This is a genomic window from Peptoclostridium sp. AF21-18 (assembly GCF_003478825.1).
GTDB lineage: Bacteria > Bacillota > Clostridia > Peptostreptococcales > Peptostreptococcaceae > Peptacetobacter.
In genome coordinates this window covers 119,926-145,103 of record NZ_QUGE01000001.1, presented here as the reverse complement: position 1 = coordinate 145,103, position 25,178 = coordinate 119,926, and the positions used below count along the sequence as shown (strand labels likewise).

The window sequence follows — 25,178 nt, the reverse complement described above, 5'->3', positions numbered from 1 at the left end:
ATAATTATAAGACCTTATTCGTGAACTTAATAATTATTCAGGAAGTGAAAAAATGAATTTGGAGAAGATGATAGAAGTTGGACAACTGTTCGGGGTTTATAAGAACCTTCTTACAGACAAACAAAAAGAAATAGTTTCTCTTTATTATGAAGAAGATTATTCACTTGGAGAAATAAGTGAAAATCTTAATGTATCAAGACAGGGTGTGTACGATACTCTTAAAAGAGCTGAAAAAGTAATGAGAGATTATGAACAGAAACTTCATCTTTTGTCGGAACTTCAGAAAAAAGATGAAACTGTAAAGAATATGATAGAAAAAATTGCTGACTTTAAACAAGATTTATTGCACAATAAAGATTGTGGCGAATTAATCCCTAAGCTAGATGAAATAGAAGACTTATGTAGGGGGATGATAGAATGATATTTGAAGGATTATCTGATAAATTACAAAATACTTTTAGTAAGTTAAGATCAAAAGGTAAACTTACTGAAAAAGATGTAAAGGATGCAATGAGAGAAGTTAAATTAGCTTTATTAGAAGCCGATGTTAACTTCAAGGTTGTAAAAGACTTTATAAAGAAAGTTCAAGAAAGATGCGTTGGACAGGAAGTAATGAAAAGTCTTACTCCTGGTCAGCATGTAATAAAAATAGTCAATGAAGAGCTTACTACCTTAATGGGAGATGTTCAGAGTAAAATAATGATAGCATCTAAGCCACCAACAGTAATAATGATGGTTGGTCTTCAGGGGGCAGGTAAAACAACTACAGCTGGTAAGCTAGGTGGATACTTTAAGAAACAAGGTAAAAAACCGTTATTAGTAGCTTGTGACGTTTACAGACCAGCAGCTATAAAACAGTTACAGGTTGTAGGAGAAAAACTAGATATACCAGTATTTGCTATGGGAGATAAAGAAAATCCAGTAAATATAGCAAAAGCAGGTCTAAGCCATGCACAGAAAAATGGAAATGACATGGTTATAATAGATACAGCTGGTAGACTTCATGTTGACGAAGTTCTTATGGAAGAACTTAAAAATATAAAATCAGAAGTAAAACCTCATGAGATCCTTCTTACTGTCGATGCTATGACAGGACAGGATGCAGTAAATGTTGCTGAAAGTTTCAATGAAGCATTAGGTATAGACGGAGTAGTACTTACTAAGCTAGATGGTGATACAAGGGGTGGGGCAGCATTATCAATAAGAGCTGTCACAAAGAAACCTATTAAATTCATAGGGATGGGAGAAAAATTAGAAGATTTAGAACCATTCCATCCAGATAGAATGGCATCTAGAATATTAGGTATGGGCGATGTTTTAAGTCTGATTGAAAAAGCTCAAGAAGCTGTCGATATCGAAAAGGCCAAAGAACTTGAGAAAAAAATGAGAAAACAAGAATTTGACTTTGAGGATTTATTAGATCAGTTTGAGCAGCTTAAAAAAATGGGTTCAATGGATAAGTTATTAGGCATGATGCCAGGTATGGCAAACATGAAAAATCAAATCGGCGATGTAGACCTACAGAATAATAAAGATATGAAGAGAAGTATGGCTATAATTCAGTCGATGACAGTGGAGGAAAGAAGAAATCCTTCAATATTAAACGCTTCTAGAAAGAAAAGAATCGCAAAAGGAAGCGGAACATCAGTGCAGGAAGTAAACAGATTAATAAAACAGTTAAATGAAATGAAGAAAATGATGAAGATGTTTACTGGAATGACACAAGGCAAGGGTAAAAAGAAAAGGGGCGGTTTTGCCGGATTACCTTTTTTTAAATAATAAAAAATAAAAATAGAAAAATTTTCGGAGGTGGCTGTAATGGCAGTTAAAATAAGATTAAAAAGAATGGGAGCAAACAAAAAACCTTTCTACAGAATAGTAGTAGCAGACTCTAGAGCTCCAAGAGATGGTAAATTCATAGAAGAAATAGGATACTACAACCCAGTAGTAGAACCAAAAGTATTAAAAATAAACAACGAAAGCGCTGAAAAATGGTTAGCTACAGGTGCTCAGCCAACAGAAACTGTTAAAAAATTATTAGAACAGAACGGTGTTAAAACTTCTAAATAATAAACGGGAGATGTAAAACTATGATAAAAGAGCTAGTTGTAGATATAGCTAAGGCTCTAGTTGATAACCCAGATGAAGTAGTAGTAAGCGTTTCAGAAGAAAAGGATGAAATAATCCTAAAACTTACTGTTGCTCCAGACGATATGGGAAAGGTTATCGGAAAACAGGGAAGAATAGCAAAAGCTATCAGAACTGTAGTTAGATCCGTTGCAAATAAAGAGAAAATAAAAGTATCTCTTGAGATAGTATAAGTTGGATTAGGTCTTATGGCCTAATCCTTTTTAATAACCTTTTATAATAGCAAAATAAACTAGAACTTACAAAAAGATTAAGGTGGAGATTATGGCAAAAAAAGTAACTCATTTTAAGGTTGGTAAAATAGTAAAAACACAGGGCCTAAAAGGTGATGTAAGAGTTTATCCTACAACGGATGATATATACAGATTTGACTACCTTGAAGAATTTTATGTAGGAAAAGATAGAGAAAATCCTTGGGAAGTTGAAGATGTTAGATATAAAGGCAACCTTGTCATAATGAAAATAAAAGGAATAGATAGGGTTGAAGAGGCTGAAAAGCTTGTAGGAAAAGATATATATGTATCTAGAGATGAGTCATTTGAGCTTGAAGAAGGAGAATTCTTTATAGCTGACATGATAGGCATGGATGTATATACTGTTTCAGGCGAAAAAGTAGGTGTTTTAAAAGAAGTACTTCAGTATTCAGCTAATGATGTTTATGTTATAAAAAATGAAGAAGGAAAAGAATATCTTATACCGGCTGTTATGAAATTTGTACCAGAAATAGATATAGAAGAAGGTAAAATGATAATAGACCCTATAAAAGGTATGCTTGACGACTAGGTGATTGATATGAGATTTCACATAATGACTCTATTTCCCGAAATATTTAATTCTTATATGAATGAAAGTATAATGAAAAGAGCGATAGAAAAAGGGATAATAGATTGTAAAGTATATAATATAAGAGATTTTTCTGAAAATAAACATAAAAAAGTAGATGATTATCCATTTGGTGGAGGAGCAGGTATGGTAATGACTCCTCAGCCTATAATTGATACATACAGACATATAGTAGAAACAAATAAAATTGAAAACCCTAGAGTAATTTATCTTACTCCAAAGGGGAAAGTACATTGTCAAGAAATAGCTAAAAAACTATCTGTAGAGGAGGATGTAATCCTTCTTTGTGGACATTATGAAGGTATAGATCAAAGAGTAATAGATATGATTGTTACAGATGAGATATCTATAGGAGATTATGTTCTTACAGGTGGGGAGCTTGCTGCATTAGTAGTAATAGACTCTATTTCTAGACTTATTCCAGGAGTTCTTGGTCAGAATGAATCTTTTGAAGATGAATCTTTTGAAAATAATCTATTAGAATATCCTCAGTACACTAGACCTAGAGTATATGAGGGAAGAGAAGTGCCAGAAGTATTGCTTTCTGGAAATCACAAGAAAATAGATGAGTGGAGATTGGAAGAATCTATAAAGATAACTAAGGAAAGAAGGCCAGATCTTTTGGACAAAAAATAGTGAAAAAAATCTTGTAAATTGATTTTTTTTATAGTATAATATAACTTGTTGAAAATACGGGCGTTCCTCTGTGCACCGGTCAAGCATTAATGAACGTCTATGAACTTAGGAGGAAATATGAACGAAATAATAAGAGCAATCGAAAACGAACAGTTAAAAAATGAAGTTCCTAACTTTGGACCTGGGGACACAGTAAAAGTACACGTTAAAATCGTGGAAGGTAAAAGAGAAAGAATACAGGTATTCGAAGGTGTAGTATTAAAAAGACAGGGTGGAGGAGCTAGAGAAACTTTCACTGTTAGAAAAATGTCTTTCAACTGCGGTGTAGAAAGAACTTTCCCAGTACATTCACCAAAAGTAGAAAAAATAGAAGTAACTAGAAGAGGTAAAGTAAGAAGAGCTAAACTAGGATACTTAAGATCTAGAGTTGGTAAAGCTGCTAAAGTTAAAGAAGCAAAAGGATACAAATAAGATCTGATTTAATATGAGAGAACAGGGACTGATACACTATCAGTCCTTTTTCTATAATATGGAAAAATAATAATTAAAAATAAATAATTATTTTAGTAAAGGAGGAAGAAAGAATGAGCGATAAAGAATATGATTACCTAAGAGACGATAATCTTAATATAAACTGGTATCCAGGGCATATGAAAAAAACTAAGGACCTTATGAAAGCCAATTTAAAGCTTGTAGACGTTGTAGTAGAGCTTTTAGATTCAAGAATACCATACAGTAGTAAAAACCCTGATATAGATACATTAATGGCTGGAAAACCAAGAGTAGTGCTTTTAAACAAGAGTGATATCTCTGATAGAGCAAAGTTAAACAAATGGATAAACTACTATAAAGAACAGGGAATAAAAGCTATCCCTATAGATGCTATGAAGGGTACAGGGGTTAATAGAATAGTTGACGAATGTAAAAATGCTGTAAAGGATAAGATGGATTCTTTAAAAGAAAAGGGAAGAAAAGAACGTGCAATAAGAATAATGATAGTAGGTGTTCCTAACGTTGGTAAATCTTCTCTAATAAATAAGCTTACAGGTAGAAGAAGTACACAGACAGGAGATAGACCTGGTGTAACTAAAGGAAAACAGTGGGTTAAACTTAGAGGAAACTTAGAGCTGCTAGATACTCCTGGTATACTATGGCCTAAGTTTGAAGATCAGGATGTTGCATTAAACTTAGCATTTACAAGAGCTATAAAAGACGAAATACTAGATGTAGAAACATTAGCACTTAGATTAATAGAAAAACTTATGGTAATAGAACCAGAAAAATTAGCTGCTAGATATAAATTAGATGAGCTTGGCGAGTCAGGAATAGAAACTATGGATATGATAGCTCAGAAGAGAGGATTTATAACTGGTAGAAAAGAAATAGACTACACAAGAACAGCTACAACAGTTCTTAATGAGTTTAGAACTGGTAAATTAGGAAATATAACGCTAGAAGTGCCAGAAGATATAAAATAAATACTAGAATTAATTAATAATGGAGTATATTGTAGATTGAAATAAATCTATATTATACTCCATTTTTTAATAATATATTTTAGTTGATTTATAATAAAATCGAATAAAAAAGCTCCAAAAAATATTGATTTTTTATTAACTATTAAATAGAATTTTCTGAAAAAATTATATTAATCAAAATAAAATAATTAATTTAAAAATGTATAAAATGTGACAAAAATATAAAAAATTTTAGTATTATTTATAAATAAATGAGAGTATAAAGAAAAATAAATAGAGTTATACTTATGAATGAGAAAAATATTGTAATATAAATTATAAAAAAATGAGCAATTTCAATATGTCAAAAATATTATAGTTTATACAAATAAATATATAGAAAAAACTTTTGAAGTTAGTTTAGCAAATGAAATTATTTTTATAGATAAAAAATATACAAAAAAATTTAATTAAAAATTATTTGAATAAATAAAAAATAAAAATTATTTTGATAAAATAGAAACAATATTTTTTAATTATTCAGAAGTGTGCAAAAATTTAGAAAAAATTGTTGACATCTAAAGAAATGAAATATAAAATTAATTTGTAAAGGGAAATGAAAGCATAAAACGAAAGGAAAATGCTTTCTAGTTATCTTAATTAAGTCTTATATTTTGGGGAGGAAAAACTTATGATTGAACAGAAAGGTAGTTTCAAAGACGTAATAGTATTTGGATTCGCGTTATTCGCAATGTTCTTCGGAGCAGGGAACTTAATATTCCCACCTTATTTAGGAATAATAACTGGTCCAGAATGGTTAACAGCATTTGGAGGATTTACATTCGCAGATGCAGGGTTAGCACTTCTAGCAGTTATGGCAACAGCTAAATATGATGGTAATGTTATCGCATTATTTAGAAGAGCAGGTGGAAAACTTGCAATAGTTCTTGGATGTGCAGATATACTTTGTATAGGGCCATTCTTAGCAATACCAAGAACAGGTGCTACAACTTACGAAATGGGCATCATGCCATTATTAGGAAACACTATTCCAATAGCAGTATTTGCAGCAATATTCTTTATAATAACTTACGTATTAACAATAAAACCTTCAAAGGTTGTAGATATAGTAGGACGGGTTCTTACACCAGCATTATTAATAGCATTAGCAGTTATAATAGTTAAAGGTGTTATATCACCACTTGGACCAATAGTTGAAGAACCAATGATCCAGGGTGTTGTAGGTGAAGGTATAGCACAGGGTTACCAGACAATGGATGCCTTTGCAGCAATAGCACTTGCATCAGTTCTTATAGTATCTCTTAATGAAAAAGGATACAATACAGTTAGCGACAAATTAAAAGCTATAATGAAATCAGGAGTTTTAGCTTGTGTTGGTCTAGCATTAGTATACGGTGGTCTTTGCTTCTTAGGAGCAACAGTTTCTACTATGTATGGTGTAGATGCTCAGCAGTCACAGGTAATAGTTAATATAACAGAAGGTCTTTTAGGACAGACTGGTAAAGTTATACTTGCTGTGTGTGTTGCACTAGCTTGTTTAACAACTTCAATAGGTCTTACTTCTGCAACAGGTCAGTTCTTTGAAAAACTATCTGGCGGAAAATTAAAATATAAAACAGTAGTACTAGCTGTATGTATATTCTCAGCTTGTATGGCATCTATAGGTGTTGGTGGAATAATCAAAGTTGCTTCTCCAGTACTAAGCATAGTTTACCCACCTACAATAGTTCTAGTAATACTTGCATTCTTCACTGAAAAAATACAAAATGACAACGTATACAAATTTGCAGTATATACTTCTTTAATAGTAAGTATATTAACAGTAATACAGAGCTACGGTGTGGCAATGCCATTCCTTGACTACCTACCATTAAAAGAATTTGGATTTAACTGGGTAGTACCTGTATTAATAGCTGGAGTAATAGGACACTTTGTTCCTGGTAAAAACTCTGAATTAGAAAACGCATAAGATAGAAAAGTTTGGTTAGTTAGTATAAAAATTAATATAAAATAGTAGATAAAACCGAGAGATTATTCAAAAATTTCTCGGTTTTTTATTTTGGAAAAGAGGTTTATTTTTTAACGTATAAAATCATTATTTCGAAAAAAAATAGTTGTATACAAAATAATGATAAAACATCAAAATGAGCATACAATACAAAATATTCTGTAAAATGAAAAAATAATAAATTGACAAGAAGAAAAAAATTAACAATATATATTATAGAAATAAAGTAATTATTGAAAAATCAACATTATAGAGAAAAAAGAAAATATAGAGAAAAATCAGATTATTGATTTAAATTATTCATAGAAATTTAAATGTATCAAAAGTAGATTAGATTATAAAAATTAATCTAAATGTCAGTTGAAATGGCTATATAGTAGTATTTGTATATTATACGTGATAAATATAAGACAAAAATATGCATTTGAAAATTCAAAAAAATAAGACTATTTTTTATATTATTGACAGAAATTTTTCTCAAATATATAATTAGAATCGTATTTTGAAGGTTTATTTTTTACGGATTGCAAACGTTAGCAATCGAATTTAATTTTTTATTTAAAGGGAAAAATTTAAAATTTAAAAGAATTATTCACTTAAGGGGGAAGTAGGAAATGGAACACAAAAAGAGTAGTAAGGACATTATAGTCTTTGGGTTTGCATTATTTGCAATGTTCTTTGGAGCAGGGAACTTAATATTCCCACCATACTTAGGAATTATAACAGGACCTAAATGGTTAATATCATTTATAGGGTTCACATTTGCAGATGCAGGACTTGCATTATTAGCAGTTATGGCTGCGACAAAATTCGAGGGAAATCTCAATAAGATGTTCTCTAGAGCAGGAGAAAAACTAGGAATAGCAATAGGATGTGCAGATATACTTTGTATAGGACCACTTCTAGCTATACCAAGAACAGGAGCAACAACTTACGAAATGGGTATAATGCCAATATTTGGAGATAAAATACCAGTTGTTATATTCTGTATAGTATTCTTCGTAATAACTTACATATTAACAATAAAACCATCAAAAGTTATAGATATAGTAGGTCAGTTCTTAACACCAGCATTATTAATAGCATTAGCAGTTATAATAGTAAAAGGTGTTATATCACCACTTGGACCAATAGTTGAAGAACCAATGATCCAGGGTGTTGTAGGTGAAGGTATAGCACAGGGTTACCAGACAATGGATGCCTTTGCAGCAATAGCACTTGCATCAGTTCTTATAGTATCTATGAATGAAAAAGGTTATACAGAAACTAGCGATAAATTAAAAGCTATACTAAAAGCTGGAGCATTAGCTTGTGTAGGTCTAGCATTAGTATACGGTGGACTTTGCTACTTAGGAGCAACAGTTTCTACATTCAACGATGTAAATGCTGTTCAGACTCAGGTTATAGTTAATATAACTCAGGGATTACTTGGAAATGTTGGTAAAACAGTTCTAGCAGTAGCAGTTGCACTAGCTTGTTTAACAACTTCAATAGGTCTTACTTCAGCAACAGGACAGTACTTCGCTAACCTAACTAAAGGTAAGATCTCTTATGGAAAAATAGTATTAGCTGTATGTATATTCTCAGCTTGTATGGCATCTATAGGTGTTGGAGCAATAATCAAATTTGCATCACCAATACTAAGTATAGTATATCCTCCAACAATAGTACTTATAGTGCTTGCATTCTTCAATGAAAAAATAGAAAATGACAATGTATACAAATTTGCTACATATATGTCGTTAATAATAAGTACATTAACAGTATTACAGAGCTATGGAGTAAATGTACCATTTATAAACTCACTTCCATTTGCACCACTAGGATTTAACTGGATAGTTCCAGTAATAATAGCTGGTATAATAGGAAACTTTGTAAAACCTAAAAAAGCTTGCTAATAATAGTAGGAAATTTTACAAAAATAGTAATGGTTAAGAATTAAACAAATTGATATATATAAATTCTGAATTATGAAAAAGATATATGTCGATAATTAATTTGTTTAAATTTTATAAAATAAAATAAATAAATTGTATGTATAGTATATAATTTTTTTACCAAATTAAAATAAAAATTAATAAAAAGTTTTAAAATGAAAAACGCTGTATTTTTAACTAGTACAGCGTTTTCTTTTATTTTATAAATTTTGTGAAAATTTTATAAATTAAAAAAATATATTGACACACGCATTATTTAAAATGTATAATAAAGCCAGGTTAAGTAATTATTGAAATTTTTGGAATAATAAAAAAATAATAACTAATTAATCTTAAGGAATTATAAGTCAAATACGGAGGTGCCAAAATGGGTAAACAGAAAATAGAAGTTAAGGATTTAATGGTAGTTGGATTCGCATTATTCGCAATGTTCTTCGGAGCTGGTAACTTAATTTTCCCACCTTATCTTGGAGTAGAATCAGGATCTAGTTGGTTTACAGGATTTGCAGGATTCTTATTTGCAGATGGTGGTTTAGCATTATTAGCAGTAATCGCAGCTACAAGATTTAGAGGAGATACGTCAAAAATGTTTGACAGAGCTGGGCATAAGCTAAGCGTTTTATTAGGTTCAGCAATAGTAATATGTATAGGGCCACTTCTAGCAATACCTAGAACAGCTGCTACAACATATGAAATGGGTATATTACCAACAATAGGACCTGGATTCAATGCAATATTATTCTCAGTAATATTCTTCGCATTAACATTAGTATTAACAATAAAACCTTCAAAAGTTGTAGATATAGTAGGTCAGTTCTTAACACCAGCATTATTAATAGCTCTTGCTATATTAATAGTTAAAGGTGTAATAACTCCACTTGGAGAAATAAGACCAGATACATTAGTTCCATCAGTATTCGCAGAAGGTGTTAACCAGGGATATCAGACAATGGATACATTAGCTGCAACAGTATTCTCTACAATAGTTATAGTATCTATAATGGAAAAAGGATACGATGATGAAAAACTTATGGTAAAAGCTACTATAGGTGCAGGTGCAATAGCAGTTATAGGTATGGGTCTTGTATACGGTGGACTTTGCTACGTAGGAGCAACAGTTTCTACTCAGTACGGAATAGACGTAGAACAGACTGCATTAATAGTTGCAATAACTGAAGCATTATTAGGACAGACTGGTAAAATACTTCTAGCTATAATAGTTGCTCTAGCATGTTTAACAACTTCTATAGGATTAACTTCAGCAGCAGGAAGATACTTCTCAGGATTAACAAATGGAAAATTAAAATATGAACATATAGTAGTAGCTGTATGTGTATTCTCAGCAGTAATATCTAACTTCGGTGTTAGTACAATAATAAAATTCTCTGCTCCAATACTAAGCATAGTATATCCAGCTACAATAACATTAATCATATTATCATTATTCGGACACAAAATTAAAAATGACAATGTATTCAAATGTGCAACATACATGGCATTAGTAATAAGTGTACTTACAATAGCAGGTGTTGAATTTATAGTTACACTACCTGGTTATCAGTTTGGATTTAACTGGATACTACCAGTTGCAGCAGCAGCTATAATAGGTAACTTTATACCTTCAAAAAAAGCAGCATAATAATTGAAATTAAAAAATAATTATATTCCAATAAAATGGCCGTCGGTTTTACTGACGGTCTTTTATTTTGCTGAATAAAAGCTTCTTTTAATGTATAATTATATTTATAGATTAAAATCAAATTAATTAAAGAATAGGAGAATACTATGAGAGATAAGAGTGTAAAAGAGATAAAAGAAATAGCAGATAATCTAAGTGAAGATAAATATTTAGAGTTTATAGAAGAATTAAAAGGCGATGATAGAAAATCTGTAAATAAAATAGCTATTAGTCTGGCTAAGAAATTAGACAAGATAAGATTAGAAGAGGAAAGACTTGAAAGAATAAACGCTTACGAAAATGAAGGGTATGAAAAGGGGTATACTTATATAGCTGGAGTAGATGAAGCTGGAAGAGGACCTCTTGCGGGCCCTGTTGTAGCTGCAGTTGTAGTTTTAAAACAGGGAACAAAAATTCCTGGAATAAACGATTCTAAAAAATTAAGTGAAGAAAAAAGAAATGAGCTATTTGAAATAATAAAAGAAGAAGCTTTAGATTATGGAATAGGTATAGTTGGAAATGAGGAAATAGACGAGTACAATATATTAAATGCTACATATATGGCGATGAGAAAGGCATTAAACTGCCTAAAAAAACAGCCTGACTATATATTAGCAGATGCTGTTCATATACCAGATGTAGATATAGATCAGAACTCTATAATAAAAGGAGATGCTAAGTCGATATCAATAGCTGCAGCTAGTATATTAGCAAAGGTAACTAGGGACTCTTTAATGTATCAGTATGATGAGATATATCCTGAATATGGATTTGCACATCATAAAGGATATGGAACAGCAGAGCACTACAAGGCTATAGATGAAAATGGAATAACTCCAATACATAGAAAAAGTTTTTTAAAGAATGTTATATATTAACATAAAATAAGAAAATAATATAATTATTGTGTTATAATGAAATAAGGCATAATAGTCTGAAAATTTTTTAAATCTGGGGGATAAAAAATGGATTACAATGAAATGCTAAAAAACGCTAGAGAAAAATTAAATGGAAGTTGTAAGGTATGTAAGGTTTGCAACGGTGTAGCTTGTGCAGGAGAAGTTCCTGGTATGGGTGGAAAAGGAAGTGGACAGGCTTTCATAGAAAACGTAAGAGCTCTTGAAAGAGTTAAATTAAATATGAGAGTTATCCACAATGCAGCTGATCCTGATACTTCAATAGAATTATTTGGTAAAAAAATGGATGCACCTATATTTGCAGCACCAATAACAGGAACTACACTTAATATGGGTGGACAGTTAACAGAAAGAGAATACATAGAACCAGTTGTAGAAGGATGTGCTAATGCTGGAATATATGCTATGGTTGGAGATACTGCAGTTGACGCATTCCTTATAGAAAACTTAGATGTTTTAAAATGTCATGATGGAAATGGTATAGTATTTATAAAACCTTGGGACAATGAAAATATAATCAAAAAAATAAGATTAGCTGAAGAAGCAGGGGCTTTTGCTGTGGGTGTTGATATAGATGCTTGCGGATTAGTTACTCTATCTTTACATGGAAAACCAGTTGTTCCTAAGGATTTAGAACAGATAAAAGAATTAGTTAAATCAACTGAGCTACCATTTATACTAAAAGGTATAATGACTGTAGAAGACGCTTTAATGGCTGTAGAAGCCGGAGCAGACGCGATAGTAGTATCTAACCATGGTGGTAGAGTATTAGACTTTACACCAGGTTCTGCGGATGTTCTTCCTGAAATAGCTAAAGCTGTAAAAGGAAAGATAAAAATACTTGTAGATGGTGGAGTAAGAACAGGTGTTGATGTTGTTAAAATGATAGGACTTGGAGCAGATGCAGTATTAATAGGTAGACCATTTGTAACAGCTTCATTCGGTGGAGCTACAGATGGTGTAGAAACTTATGTTAATAAAATAAAATCTGAAATAAAAGGTGCTATGATACTAACAGGATGTTCAAACATATCTGAAATAGATGAAAAAGTAATATATAGATAAGATAATATTTTATGAGGTTGTTGCAATTTTGTGACAGCCTCTTTTTGTGTTTAAAAACAAAAGTTAGCGTATGAAGTTAACTTTTTAAGGTGTAGATTTATTAAAATTTTAAAAAGATAATAATAGTATAAAAATAATAAAATATTTTTTAGAAAAAGAAGGTAATAAAGGTTTTAATATAGAATTATAATATATACAAATAAATAAGGAGGGAAGTCAGATGACTGAAAGAAATTATGATACAGTACTAAAGGAAATTGAAAAATTTGTAAAAGAAAGAGAAGAGATCATAAAATCTGCTGGTGACTGGATAGACAGATATATTGCAGACAGAACCCTTCCTATGGAACTAAAAGACAAATGTGCTGACTGGCAGCAGGAATTAATAGACATGCTAGAAGCACAAATCTTAGAAGCTAAAGACTATTACATGTGTGTAAAAGAAAAAATAGAAGAAATGCAATAAACTTTAGCTCACAAAATACTTAAAAATTCTACTTAATATCAAAAATAGGTGCTATCATAAAAAATATTATGATAGCACTTTTTATTTTATTTAAGAATAAATGCGAGATAAATAAATTTATTCATTTATATAGCATCCAACTATTTCACCGATATACATTGTGTGGAAGTCATCTTTGTCTGGGTAACATTCGTCAAATAATCCATCAACTAGGAACTGAGATTCCTTTAAATCATTCTTAAATAACTTCTTACAAACAAATACTAGCTTTGACTCTTCATATCCAAAACCATTTTCTAATTCTACAAGATTTAACCCTTCTACATTCATCTTATCAATTTCCTTGCCAGATTTTGTACCAAGAAGAGATAATTTATCCTTTAATCCATCTTTTAAGAAAGTAAGTGTATAATAATCGCTATTATCCATAAATTCTTTAGTGTATCTACTCTGTCTAACATATACAGTAGTAACATTTTTTCTCCAAAGAACTCCTACACCACCCCAGCTGACAGTCATAGAATTGAAAGAATCTTTATCTCCCGCCATAAGAAGTGCCCAATCATCATCTAAAAGAGTGAATGGGTTTGCATTTAATTCCTTTGGATCTATTTTTTTTAACATAGAAAAGCCTCCTTTAAAACATAAAATATTAAAACTTCTATAAATATAATATCACAAATACAAAAGATAAAATCAAATAAAAATATTAAAATTCAAAAGAAAAGTATAAAAAATATATTCTATGAAAATAATAAAAATAGGAGATAGATTGGAGGTTTAAAACTAGATGAATAATGTAGAAAAAGGAAAAATTGGAGAAGATATAGCTGTAGAATTTTTAAAAAAGAAGGGAGCAACTATAAAAGAAAGAAATTTTAGAGGCAGATTTGGTGAAATCGATATAATAGCCTTTTTTAATACAACAGAAATAGTTTTTATAGAGGTTAAAAGCAGAAGTAGTTGTAGATATGGTTTTCCAGCAGAGGCTGTGGGTAAAAGCAAGCAAAATAAGATAAGGAAAACAGCCGAGGAATATATAATTAAGAATAATTTACATAGGGTTTCGATACGATTTGATGTTGTGGAGATATATATGAATGATAAAAAAATTAGACATATAGTCAATGCGTTTTGATGGAGGAAAGTTATGATAAGTTCTATAAATTCGAGAAATATAATAGGAATAGATAGCTGCGATATAAAAGTAGAGGTGGATATAGGAAAGGGAATGCCGACGTTTAATATAGTAGGTCTTGCTAGTACAGAGATTAAAGAAGCTAGAGAAAGAGTAAAGTCAGCTATAACAAACAGTGGGTACAGATTTCCAAATGCTAGAATAGTTGTAAATTTATCTCCTGCAGATATGAAAAAACAGGGATTATTTTTAGATTTACCGATAAGTTTGGGGATATTAAGGGATAAAATTCGTGCAAAAGATAAAGAAATGGCGAATTCAGTATTTGTTGGAGAATTATCGCTTGATGGAACGGTGAAGTCTATAAAGGGGATACTTCCAATTGTAATTGGAGCAAGGGAAAATGGATATGAAAAAATATTTATACCAAGAGATAATTTTAAAGAGTGTAGCTTCATAGATGATATAGAAATAGTACCTGTAAATAGTTTAAAAAACTGTATATCTATATTAAATGGAGGAATGACAAAGCTGGAGATAGAAGGTGTGAAGTCAGATATTTTAAAAGAGAAAGAATTGAATAGTATAGAATATGAAAATATAGATTTTAATGATATAAAAGGAAATACCTATGTCAAAAGGTGTGCTGAAATTTCTGTAGCGGGTGGTCATAATATGCTTATGATAGGCCCTCCAGGTTCTGGAAAATCTTTTTTAGCAAAGAGAATGCCTACTATTTTGCCGGATATGACTAGGGATGAGATGCTTGAAGTTAGTAGAATATACAGTGTTTGCTCAAATTCAGTTGAGAGAAGTGGGCTTATAGAAAGAAGGCCTTTTAGAGCGCCACACCATACATCTACAGGAATATCCTTAATCGGCGGTGGAACTGATGCAAAGGCTGGAGAAATAACATTGGCTCACAAAGGGATTTTGTTTTTAGATGAGGTTGCAGAATTTAATAGAAAAACTCTAGAATCTTTGAGACAACCAATAGAGGAAAAAAGTGTGAACATATCTAGATTAAAATATAGTGTAACATATCCAAGTGATTTTATTTTGGTTGCAGCTATGAACCCATGTCCATGTGGATATTATAGGTCTAATATTGAATGTAGATGTAGACGATACAACATAGAGAGGTATCTAGGGAAGTTATCAGGACCATTTTTGGATAGAATTGATATTTTCACAGAAATGAAATCAGTTTCATTCAATGAGATTAATTCAAAAATAAAAAATGAAACGTCTGAAGAAATAAAGAAAAGAGTTGAGAATGCGAGAAAGATGCAGTACAAGAGGTTCAATGGAAATACAGGAAAGCTTAATAGAGATATGAATAGTTCTGATATAGATGAGTACTGTAAGATAGATGAAAATAGCGAAAAAGTTTTGGAGATGATTTTTAATAAGTATAGATTGAGTAATAGAAGTTATATAAAACTTCTAAAAGTAGCGAGGACAATAGCGGATTTAGATCAGAGGGAAAATATTAAAGAAAGTGATATATTAGAGGCGTTTTCTATGAGAAGGACTTATTATACATATTTTTCTAGACTGCATGATTAGTATATATATTACAATTAAAAAGTGATTATAATGAATGAAAGGGAATTTTAAAATGGATAAAAGAGATGCGTATTTATGGTTATATGGTGTTGTTGGTTGTAATAATTTGACTATAGACAAAATTGAAAGAGAAATGCCGGGGACAAAAGATATATTTGATTTTTCAGAGAAAACAATATATAATCTTGAAAGAGTAAATGATAAAGTTAAGAGTAGTATCATTAATTATAAAAATAATATGAACGTAGATGACTATAAAGAACTTCTTTATAAAAAGAATGTAAAATATTCGGTTATTGGAGATGATGATTACCCATATAAACTGGCTAATATATACGATGCTCCAAAAGTATTATTCTATAAAGGAAACTTGTCTGCACTAGGCAAACATTTTTCGATTGGAATAGTAGGTTCTAGAAAACCTACTGTTTATGGAGCAGAGTGTACTAAAAAGCTTGCTAGAGAGCTTTCAGATTATGGAGCTGATATAATAAGTGGGCTTGCAATAGGAGTAGATGCCATAAGTCATGAAGCATCCCTTTTAGGTAAGGGAAAGACTTTTGGTGTTTTAGGATCTGGAATAGATAATCCTCTCCCAAAGACGAATATATGGCTGATGAATAAGATTGTTGATTCTGGTGGAGCTGTGATATCAGAGCATGGAATAAACAAAAAAGTTCATCCACATTATTTTGCAAATAGAAATAGAATAATAAGTGGACTCAGTGATGGAGTTATTATAGTAGAAGCTGCTAAAAAAAGTGGTGCTTTAATAACAGCAGAATTTGCAGCAGAGCAAGGAAGGTCGGTATTTGCTGTACCTGGAAGTATATTTTCAGAAAACAGCAAAGGATGTCATAGACTTATTAAAGAAGGTGCAAAATTAACTGAAAATATAGATGATGTTTTAGAGGAATTTGAAGTATTTAAGTTTAAAGCACTTGAAAAAGAAATAAAATATGATACTATAGAAAAAGCCGATATAAATGCGGATTTAGAAGATGATGAGAATATTTTAGTTGATATTATCAGAAAAAATGGTAGTATAGATATGGATTCTCTATGTTTAAAAACTAAATTTGGCATTGAAAAAATAAATCCAATTGTAGAGAAATTAAAACTGTATGATCTTATTTTCGAAATTGAAAAGGGGGTCTACAGTATGAAAATATAAGAATAATTTAATGACGGAGGTGTGTTTTTTGGCAAAAATATTAGTTATAGTCGAGTCGCCAGCAAAGGCGAAAACAATCGAAAAATTCCTTGGTAAAAGCCATTACACAGTAAAAGCATCTGTTGGTCATGTTAGAGATCTTCCTAAGAGTAAATTAGGAATTGATATAGAAAATAACTTTGAACCAGGATATATAAATATAAGAGGTAAAGGGGATCTTATAAAAGATTTAAAGAAATCAGCTAAAAAAGCTAGCAAGGTTTATCTTGCAACCGACCCCGATAGAGAAGGAGAAGCAATTTCTTGGCATCTTGAACATATACTAGGTATAGAAAACGACGAGCCTTGTAGAATAGAATTTAACGAAATAACAAAAGATGCTATAAGAAAAGCTATAAAAAACCCTAGAAAAATTAACTTAGATTTAGTTGATGCTCAGCAGGCTAGAAGGGTTATAGACAGATTGTTAGGTTATCAGATAAGTCCAGTTCTTTGGCAGAAACTTAGAAAAGGACTTAGTGCTGGTAGAGTTCAGTCTGTTACTACAAAATTAATTTGTGATAGAGAAAAAGAAATAAATGCATTTGAACCAGTGGAATATTGGACAATAGATGCAAAATCTGAGTCTAAAACAGGTGAGGATATAGACTTCAAACTATCTGCTATAGACGGTAAAAAAGCCGAAATACACAATGAAGAAGAAGTAAATAAAATATTAGAAATAATAGAAAATAAAGACTTACATGTAGTAAAAATTGAGTCTAAAAAGAGAAAAAAATCTGCTCCAAAACCATTTACAACGAGTGTACTTCAGCAGGAAGGGGTTAATAGACTAGGATTCTCAACTAAGAAAACTATGATGATTGCTCAGGAATTATATGAAGGTATAGATGTAAAAGGTGAAGGAACTGTAGGGTTAATTTCTTACATAAGAACAGACTCTAATAGAATATCAGAAGAGGCAAAAGGTAAGGCAGAAGTATTTATAAAAGAAACTTTAGGAAATGAATACTATAAAGAAGAAAAGAAATCTTCAGAAAAGAAAAGTTCTAAAAAGGTTCAGGATGCACACGAGGCAATAAGACCTACATCTGTAGATAGAACTCCAGATAGTATAAAAGATTCTTTAAGTAAAGATCAGTACAAACTTTACAACCTAATATGGAGAAGATTTGTTGCTAGCCAGATGAGCGATTCTGAATTTGAACTTATGAATGTAGAGTGTCAGATAGAAAACTATACATTTAAGGCTACTGGCTCTAAAATGATATTTGATGGTTATACAAAAGTATATAACTTCTACGATAGAGAAGATAGAATACTTCCTGAAATATCAGAAGGAGACGATTTAAAGGTCAATGGAATATTCCCAGAGCAGCACTTTACTCAGCCACCTGCTAGATATACAGAGGCGAGTTTAGTAAAAACACTAGAAGAGCTTGGAATAGGTAGACCTAGTACATATGCACCTACAATAGCTACTATATTAAATAGAGAATACGTAGAAAAGAGTGGCTCAAGTCTTCAGCCAACAGAGCTAGGAATATTAGTAACTGAAATACTTGAAGCTAACTTTGCAAAACTTATGGATGTAGATTTCACAGCTAAACTTGAAAATGAGCTTGATACAATTGAAGAAGGTGAAGCTAATTGGAAAGAAGTTGTAAAAGAATCTTACGAGCCATTTGAAGAAGCTATAAAAGAAGCACTTGAAAATATAGAAAAAGTAAATATGGATGTAGAAACTGATGAAATTTGCGAGTTATGTGGATCAAATATGGTTATAAAATACGGTAGATTTGGTAAATTTATGGCTTGTAAAAACTATCCAGAATGCAAAAATACTAAGCCTATAGTAAATAAAATAGGTGTAAAATGTCCTAAATGTGGAGAAGGCGAAATAATTGTAAGAAAAACTAAAAAAGGAAGAGCGTTCTATGGATGCAGTAAATACCCAGACTGTGACTTTATAGAATGGAACAAACCTGTAGAGGAAGTATGTCCAGAATGTGGTTCTTACATGACAGAGAAAGTATCTAAAAAAGGAAAGAAACATATTTGCTCAAACAAAGAATGTGGATTTGAGAAAACTATAGAAGAATAAAAAGAAGAAAAAATTAATTAATTTAAGTGGAAAATGACTTTGAGTGGAAATCTTTTTGAATTGTCGCTCGAAATCAAACAATTCCGAAATAAATTAAAATTAAAAATAATATATAAAATATTGAAAATTAAAAAAAGTAACAAAATTATATTGAAATCAAACTCAAGTTGTGATAATCTTTTTAGTAGTATAGAAAGAAAAATGAGATTTTGTGGAAAAATCAAAAAAATGGTAAAATTATTATAATTAATCAAACTACTTTATTTGTTGTGTAGAACAGTTTGACAAGGAGATGAATTTCGATATGGTAAGTGAATTATTACAGAAAACAAGAAAAATAAACAAAACTTTACAGACTAGCGGTGGTAGTAATATATCTTTCAACCTACTTGCGGGAGTACTAGGTGATGTTTTAGAATCTAATACTTACATAATAAGCGCAAAAGGAAAGGTATTAGGACTTCATTTAACTGATGAAGCTGATAGTTCTGTTATAGAAGATGAAATAACAAAACAGAAATGGTTCCCAGAAGAATATACTAAAAATCTATTAAAAATAGAAGATACTAAGGAAAATATAACTGGCGAAGAAATGCTAAAAATATTCCCTTATGAACATGGTAGATTAAACAAAAAAACAATAGTAGTTCCAATTCACGGCAGTGGAGAAAGATTAGGAACATTAATAATAACTAGATATGAAAAAGACTTCAACGATGAAGATTTAGTTGTTGCTGAATATTCAGCTACAGTTGTTGGACTTGAAATATTAAGAGCTATAAGTGAAGAAATGGAAGAAGAAATGAGAAAGAAAGCTGTTGTTCAGATGGCTATAGGAACTCTTTCATATTCAGAACTTGAAGCTGTTGAGCATATATTTGCTGAACTTGACGGTAAAGAAGGTCTTTTAGTAGCTAGTAAAATAGCTGATAGAGTTGGTATAACTAGATCAGTTATAGTTAATGCCCTTAGAAAATTCGAAAGTGCTGGTGTTATAGAGTCTAGATCTCTTGGAATGAAGGGAACACATATAAGAATATTAAACGACAAGTTATTAGAAGAACTTGCTAAAACAAAAGAAAACAGATAATTTATTTCTGTTAAAAAATATGAATTAAAAAGTAAGAGGGATATCAGAATTGGTATCCCTTTTTTAATACAATGCAATTAAAAAGAGGGTGAAATTATGCAGCCATTTGCTGATAGATTTAGACCGAGTAAAATTGAGGATATGGTAGGTCAAAGTCATATAATCGGTGAAAATAAGGTTATGAATAGAATAATACAGAGTGGAAATATTCCAAATATGATATTTTATGGACCACCTGGAACTGGAAAAACTACATTGGCAAATATTATAGCCAACGCAACAGGAAAAAAATATGTAAAACTAAATGCTGTAAACTGCGGTGTCAAGGAGATAAAAGAGGTCATAGAATCTTCTAAGAGAGAAAATTTATTTTCTTTTAATGGAATAATACTTATGCTAGACGAAATCCAGGCATTAAATAGGAAGCAACAACAATCACTTCTTGAAGTTATAGAAGAGGGTTCAGTTACATTGATAGCTAGTACGGCGGATAATCCGTATTTTGTAATATACAAGGCGATACTTAGCAGAAGTGTTGTATTTGAATTTAAGCCTATTGAAAAAGAGGATGTTGTAGAAGGATTAAAAAATTGTGTAGAAAAATTAAAAGACAATAAAACTTATACAATTGGAAATGTTGAAGATGAAGCTTTAGAACATATAGCTCGGATAAGTAACGGCGATATGAGAACAGCTATAAATAGATTAGAACTTGCATTTAATTTAGGTATAAATATAGCTACTGGAGTGGTAGATATAACATTACAAAATGTTTTAGATAGCTCTACAGCAAAATCTTTGAGTTACGACAGAAAAGGCGATGATGGATATTCTATTCTATCCGCATTTCATAAATCTCTAAGGGGATCTGATGTAGATGCAGCCCTTCACTATTTAGCAAGACTTATAAAAGCAGAGGATATGCAGAATATAACTAGAAGGTTGCTTTGTGTGGCATCAGAGGACGTAGGATTAGCTGTGCCCAATGCAGTGTCTATAACATACGCATGTGTATCGTCGGCGCTTCAGCTTGGCTTTCCTGAGGCGAGATTGCCACTTGCACAGGCTACTATATATTTAGCTCAATGTCCAAAATCAAACTCTGTAATAGATGCGATAGAGAAAGCTATGTACGATGTAGAAAATTCTGATATAGGTGATATACCAGATCATTTAAAAGATGCACATTATGCAGGAGCAGAAAAATTGGGAAGAGGAGTAGAGTATAAATATCCTCACAATTATCCTAATCATTGGATAGAGCAACAGTATCTTCCTGGTGAATTAAATGGAAAAACTTACTATACTCCAGGAGAAAATAAAAACGAAAAAGCTTATGATTCTTATTGGAAACAGGTAAAAGAAAATAGAAAAAATAAATCATACTAAAATAGTAGGAAATAATACTTGACAAAAATAGTCGGATATAATATCATTAAACCATAGTAAAACAGTAGGAATTAAAAGAAGGTGATAAAGTGAAGCTTTCAACAAAGGGTAGATATGGATTAAAGGCAATGTTTGAACTAGCGTTAAACTATGGCGAAGAACCTATATCTATAAAATATATATCTGAAAAACAGAATGTTTCAGAGCGGTATTTGGAGCAGATATTCTCAAAATTAAAAAAAGCAGGCCTTGTAAAAAGTATAAGAGGCTCTCAAGGAGGATATTTCTTAGCTAGAAAGCCAGATGAGATTTCTGTTGGAGATATATTAACTGTACTAGAAGGTCCTATAACTATATCAGATTGTCTAAAAGAAGAAGGTGTCTGTAGCAACTCAGATAAATGTGCTACTAGACTAGTATGGAAAAAGATGAAGAATGCAATAGACGATGTTGTAAATACTACTTTTTTACAAGATATGGTAGACGATCGGATAGGTGACAATGGATTGTCTAGTGATGAAAAAGATATTTATAAAATAGATTTAAACAAACAATAAAAAAATGGTTGAAATGTTAAATTTAGGATATAAATAATAATATGAATCAAATGGAATTAAGTTTTAGTTTAAAATATATTTGAAATTTGCAAAATGGCAAATGGAAGGGGAAAAACTATGGAAAACAAAAGAATTTATATGGACTATTCTGCAACAACACCTGTTAAAAAAGAAGTGTTAGATGAAATGCTTCCATATTTTAACGAAGGATTTGGAAATGCATCTAGTTTTTATAGCTATGGTCATGAAGCTAAAGAAGCTTTAGAACTAGCTAGAACTAGAGTTGCAGCTCTTATAAATGCAGAACCAAATGAAATATACTTCACTGCTGGTGGATCAGAAAGTGATAACTGGGCGATAAAAGGAGTTGCCTTTGACCTTCAGAGAAAAGGTAAAGGAAACCACATAATAACTTCAAAAATAGAACATCACGCGATACTACATACTTGCGAATACTTAGAAAAGAACTTCGGATTTGAAGTTACTTATCTTGATGTAGATGAAGAAGGTAAAGTTAGCCCAGAAGCTTTAGAAAATGCAATAAAAGACAACACAATACTAATAAGTATAATGTTTGCAAATAACGAAATAGGTACAGTAGAACCTATAAAAGAATTAGTAGAAGTTGCTAAAAAACACAAAATACTATTCCACACAGATGCTGTTCAGGCAGCAGGAAATATACCAGTAGATGTTAAAGAACTTGGTGTAGATATGGTAAGTATGTCATCTCATAAGATATACGGACCTAAAGGAGTAGGGGCTTTATTCATAAGAAGAGGACTTAGATTTGATAATCTTGTTCATGGTGGAGCTCAGGAAAAAAGAAGAAGAGCTGGTACAGAAAACATACCTGCAATAGTAGGATATGGTAAAGCAGCAGAACTTGCTAAAGCTAATATGGACAACCATATAAAAGAGCTTACAAGACTTAGAAATAAACTTATAGAAGGTGTTAAAGAAAGAATACCTTATACTAGAATAAACGGAAGCTTAGAAGATAGACTTCCAGGAAATGCAAACTTTGCATTTAAGTTTATAGAAGGTGAAGGAATATTATTACTTCTTAACCACGCTGGAATATCTGGATCAAGTGGTTCAGCTTGTACATCAGGATCATTAGATCCATCACATGTACTTTTAGCAATAGGATTACCACACGAAATAGCTCATGGATCATTAAGATTAACAGTTGGTGATTTTACAACTGATGAAGATATAGATTACATACTAGAAGTATTACCAAAGGTAATAGAAAGATTAAGAAGTATGTCTCCTTTATATGAAGAAGCTTTACAGGCTGAAGGAAAATAAGAAATATTTATAAACAAAAGTAAAAAGAAAAAAAGTAAATCAAAATAAATAAATTAAAGAATCGGAAAAAATATAATCGAAATTATGGAGGAAATTATTATGCAGTATAGTGATAAAGTTATGGACCATTTCATGAACCCAAGAAACATGGGATCAATAGAGGACGCAAGTGGAGTTGGAGAAGTTGGTAACCCAACTTGTGGAGATATAATGAAAATATATCTTGATATAGAAGATGATATAATAAAAGACGTTAAATTCAAGACTTTCGGATGTGGAAGTGCTATAGCAAGTTCATCAATGGCAACAGAAATGATAAAAGGAAAGAGCATACACGAAGCTCTTCAGTTAACAAATAAAGCAGTTGCTGAAGCATTAGATGGACTACCACCAGTAAAAATGCACTGTTCAGTACTTGCAGAACAGGCAGTAAAAGCAGCTCTTATAGATTATGCTCAGAAACATAATATAGTTATACCAGAGCTTGAAGGATACGAAATAACTGATGCGCATGAACATGAAGAAATAGAAGAAGACTAGCAATTAATTCGGAAAACATTAGAGGTGTTAAATAGATGAAGAAGAAAGTTATGCTAGGTATGAGCGGCGGAGTTGATAGCTCCGTCGCTGCATATCTTTTAAAGGAACAGGGTTATGATGTGATTGGTGTCAATATGATGCTTTCCAATGATAATACTGAAGAAGAAAAAAGAATGACAGAAGATAGTATAAGAGATGCGAGAAGAGTAGCTGAAAAGTTAGATATTCCACTACATGTACTAGATTTTAGAAGAGAATTTAAAGAAAAGGTAATAGACGATTTTATAAAAGAGTATGCAGAAGGTAGAACTCCTAATCCTTGTATAGTATGTAATAAGTTTATAAAGTTCGGTCTATTTTTTGACGTTGCAGAAAAGTTTGGTTGCGACTATGTAGCTACTGGACATTATGCTAGAGTTGAAAGAGATGAAAAAACTGGCAGACTAGTTCTTAAAAAAGGGGAATCTGCTAAAAAAGACCAGACATACAATCTTTACAATATAAAGCAGGAACAGCTAGAAAGAATACTACTTCCTATAGGAAACTATGAAAAGGATACAGTAAGACAAATAGCTAAGAAAATAGGTCTTGATGTCCACAACAAGAAGGATAGTCAGGAAATATGCTTTATAAAAGACAACGACTATGTAAGATATTTAAAAGAAAACTCAGATATAAAAATCAAAACGGGGGAATTTGTAGAAGCTGATGGAACAGTACTAGGAAAACACAATGGAATTATAAATTACACAATAGGACAGAGAAAAGGGCTTGGAATAGCTTTTGGTAAGCCTATGTTTGTAGTTGATATAAATGCAAAGAAAAATAGAGTAGTACTTGGAAGCAATGACGATCTATTCAAAAAAGAACTCGTTATAAAAGACGTAAATACAATTCCGTTTGATTTTGCAGATGTAGATGAGTTTAAAGTATATGCAAAAGTTAGATACGCAGCAAAACCATCTCTAGCTACTGTAACTAAACTATCTGACAATACAGCTAAGGTTGTATTTGAAGAAGCACAGAGAGCGATAACTAAAGGACAGTCTTTAGTTATGTACGATGGAGATATATTAGTCGGTGGAGGAATTATCGACGATATACTATAAAAAAATTTTTTGCATATT

General features: G+C 31.3%; 25 protein-coding genes. 24 read left to right on the top strand and 1 reads right to left on the bottom strand.

Going from position 1 to position 25,178, the window contains the following annotated elements:
• Positions 1 to 52: 52 nt before the first annotated feature.
• From ylxM to DWX74_RS00590, 14 genes are all read left to right on the top strand, one after another.
• Positions 53 to 421 carry a YlxM family DNA-binding protein gene (gene ylxM, locus DWX74_RS00655; RefSeq protein ID WP_118548163.1) on the top strand — a complete coding sequence of 123 codons (369 nt, stop codon included), beginning with the start codon at positions 53 to 55 and terminating at the stop codon, positions 419 to 421.
• Positions 418 to 1,779, top strand: a complete 1,362-nt coding sequence (gene ffh / locus DWX74_RS00650) for a signal recognition particle protein (RefSeq protein ID WP_118548161.1) — start codon at positions 418 to 420, stop codon at positions 1,777 to 1,779. Before ylxM ends, ffh begins: the two co-directional genes overlap by 4 nt.
• A gap of 39 nt (positions 1,780 to 1,818) precedes the next feature.
• Positions 1,819 to 2,070, top strand: a complete 252-nt coding sequence (gene rpsP / locus DWX74_RS00645; protein ID WP_040410420.1) for a 30S ribosomal protein S16 — start codon at positions 1,819 to 1,821, stop codon at positions 2,068 to 2,070.
• Positions 2,071 to 2,093: 23 nt separating this feature from the next.
• Complete coding sequence (locus DWX74_RS00640; RefSeq protein ID WP_040410536.1) at positions 2,094 to 2,321, top strand: KH domain-containing protein; 228 nt, start codon at positions 2,094 to 2,096, stop codon at positions 2,319 to 2,321.
• Positions 2,322 to 2,412: 91 nt separating this feature from the next.
• Positions 2,413 to 2,931: a ribosome maturation factor RimM gene (gene rimM, locus DWX74_RS00635; protein ID WP_118548159.1), complete on the top strand. Its 519-nt coding sequence runs from the start codon at positions 2,413 to 2,415 to the stop codon at positions 2,929 to 2,931.
• 9 nt (positions 2,932 to 2,940) lie between these two features.
• Positions 2,941 to 3,627, top strand: a complete 687-nt coding sequence (gene trmD, locus DWX74_RS00630) for a tRNA (guanosine(37)-N1)-methyltransferase TrmD (RefSeq protein WP_118548157.1) — start codon at positions 2,941 to 2,943, stop codon at positions 3,625 to 3,627.
• Positions 3,628 to 3,744: 117 nt separating this feature from the next.
• A complete protein-coding gene (gene rplS / locus DWX74_RS00625; protein WP_040410422.1) occupies positions 3,745 to 4,098 on the top strand; it encodes a 50S ribosomal protein L19 in 354 nt (117 codons plus the stop codon).
• Between the two features lie 113 nt (positions 4,099 to 4,211).
• Entirely contained in the window at positions 4,212 to 5,105 is an 894-nt protein-coding gene (ylqF, locus tag DWX74_RS00620; protein ID WP_006440098.1) for a ribosome biogenesis GTPase YlqF, read from the top strand.
• Between the two features lie 670 nt (positions 5,106 to 5,775).
• The gene (gene brnQ / locus DWX74_RS00615; protein ID WP_118548155.1) at positions 5,776 to 7,074 is read left to right on the top strand and encodes a branched-chain amino acid transport system II carrier protein; all 1,299 of its coding nucleotides are present in this window, start codon (positions 5,776 to 5,778) and stop codon (positions 7,072 to 7,074) included.
• A 653-nt stretch (positions 7,075 to 7,727) separates the two neighbouring features.
• A complete protein-coding gene (gene brnQ, locus DWX74_RS00610; RefSeq protein ID WP_118548153.1) occupies positions 7,728 to 9,011 on the top strand; it encodes a branched-chain amino acid transport system II carrier protein in 1,284 nt (427 codons plus the stop codon).
• A 406-nt stretch (positions 9,012 to 9,417) separates the two neighbouring features.
• Positions 9,418 to 10,689: a branched-chain amino acid transport system II carrier protein gene (gene brnQ / locus DWX74_RS00605; protein WP_006440101.1), complete on the top strand. Its 1,272-nt coding sequence runs from the start codon at positions 9,418 to 9,420 to the stop codon at positions 10,687 to 10,689.
• Positions 10,690 to 10,835: 146 nt separating this feature from the next.
• Positions 10,836 to 11,606, top strand: coding sequence for a ribonuclease HII (locus DWX74_RS00600; RefSeq protein WP_118548151.1), 771 nt, complete (start codon positions 10,836 to 10,838; stop codon positions 11,604 to 11,606).
• A gap of 87 nt (positions 11,607 to 11,693) precedes the next feature.
• A complete protein-coding gene (locus DWX74_RS00595) occupies positions 11,694 to 12,710 on the top strand; it encodes an alpha-hydroxy-acid oxidizing protein (RefSeq protein ID WP_118548149.1) in 1,017 nt (338 codons plus the stop codon).
• Positions 12,711 to 12,930: 220 nt separating this feature from the next.
• Positions 12,931 to 13,176: a hypothetical protein gene (locus DWX74_RS00590; protein ID WP_006440104.1), complete on the top strand. Its 246-nt coding sequence runs from the start codon at positions 12,931 to 12,933 to the stop codon at positions 13,174 to 13,176.
• Positions 13,177 to 13,293: 117 nt separating this feature from the next.
• On the opposite strand, the gene DWX74_RS00585 is transcribed toward DWX74_RS00590, so the two are convergent.
• The gene (locus DWX74_RS00585; protein ID WP_118548147.1) at positions 13,294 to 13,800 is read right to left on the bottom strand and encodes a flavin reductase family protein; all 507 of its coding nucleotides are present in this window, start codon (positions 13,798 to 13,800) and stop codon (positions 13,294 to 13,296) included.
• Positions 13,801 to 13,966: 166 nt separating this feature from the next.
• On the opposite strand from DWX74_RS00585, the gene DWX74_RS00580 reads away from it, so the two are divergent.
• From DWX74_RS00580 to mnmA, 10 genes are all read left to right on the top strand, one after another.
• Positions 13,967 to 14,314 (top strand): YraN family protein, encoded by a 348-nt coding sequence (locus tag DWX74_RS00580; protein WP_118548145.1) that lies wholly within the window; start codon positions 13,967 to 13,969, stop codon positions 14,312 to 14,314.
• Between the two features lie 12 nt (positions 14,315 to 14,326).
• Positions 14,327 to 15,883: a YifB family Mg chelatase-like AAA ATPase gene (locus DWX74_RS00575; protein WP_118548143.1), complete on the top strand. Its 1,557-nt coding sequence runs from the start codon at positions 14,327 to 14,329 to the stop codon at positions 15,881 to 15,883.
• A gap of 52 nt (positions 15,884 to 15,935) precedes the next feature.
• The gene (gene dprA, locus DWX74_RS00570; protein WP_286164113.1) at positions 15,936 to 17,057 is read left to right on the top strand and encodes a DNA-processing protein DprA; all 1,122 of its coding nucleotides are present in this window, start codon (positions 15,936 to 15,938) and stop codon (positions 17,055 to 17,057) included.
• Between the two features lie 28 nt (positions 17,058 to 17,085).
• Positions 17,086 to 19,161 carry a type I DNA topoisomerase gene (gene topA / locus DWX74_RS00565; RefSeq protein ID WP_118548139.1) on the top strand — a complete coding sequence of 692 codons (2,076 nt, stop codon included), beginning with the start codon at positions 17,086 to 17,088 and terminating at the stop codon, positions 19,159 to 19,161.
• Between the two features lie 304 nt (positions 19,162 to 19,465).
• Positions 19,466 to 20,251 (top strand): GTP-sensing pleiotropic transcriptional regulator CodY, encoded by a 786-nt coding sequence (codY, locus tag DWX74_RS00555; RefSeq protein WP_040410426.1) that lies wholly within the window; start codon positions 19,466 to 19,468, stop codon positions 20,249 to 20,251.
• 96 nt (positions 20,252 to 20,347) lie between these two features.
• The gene (locus tag DWX74_RS00550; protein WP_040410427.1) at positions 20,348 to 21,640 is read left to right on the top strand and encodes a replication-associated recombination protein A; all 1,293 of its coding nucleotides are present in this window, start codon (positions 20,348 to 20,350) and stop codon (positions 21,638 to 21,640) included.
• Positions 21,641 to 21,729: 89 nt separating this feature from the next.
• Complete coding sequence (locus DWX74_RS00545; RefSeq protein ID WP_118548135.1) at positions 21,730 to 22,197, top strand: RrF2 family transcriptional regulator; 468 nt, start codon at positions 21,730 to 21,732, stop codon at positions 22,195 to 22,197.
• A gap of 117 nt (positions 22,198 to 22,314) precedes the next feature.
• Positions 22,315 to 23,511, top strand: coding sequence for a cysteine desulfurase NifS (gene nifS, locus DWX74_RS00540; protein ID WP_040410428.1), 1,197 nt, complete (start codon positions 22,315 to 22,317; stop codon positions 23,509 to 23,511).
• Between the two features lie 99 nt (positions 23,512 to 23,610).
• A complete protein-coding gene (nifU, locus tag DWX74_RS00535; RefSeq protein ID WP_040410429.1) occupies positions 23,611 to 24,051 on the top strand; it encodes a Fe-S cluster assembly scaffold protein NifU in 441 nt (146 codons plus the stop codon).
• A 35-nt stretch (positions 24,052 to 24,086) separates the two neighbouring features.
• Positions 24,087 to 25,160 carry a tRNA 2-thiouridine(34) synthase MnmA gene (gene mnmA / locus DWX74_RS00530; protein ID WP_118548133.1) on the top strand — a complete coding sequence of 358 codons (1,074 nt, stop codon included), beginning with the start codon at positions 24,087 to 24,089 and terminating at the stop codon, positions 25,158 to 25,160.
• The last annotated feature ends 18 nt before the right edge of the window (positions 25,161 to 25,178 follow it).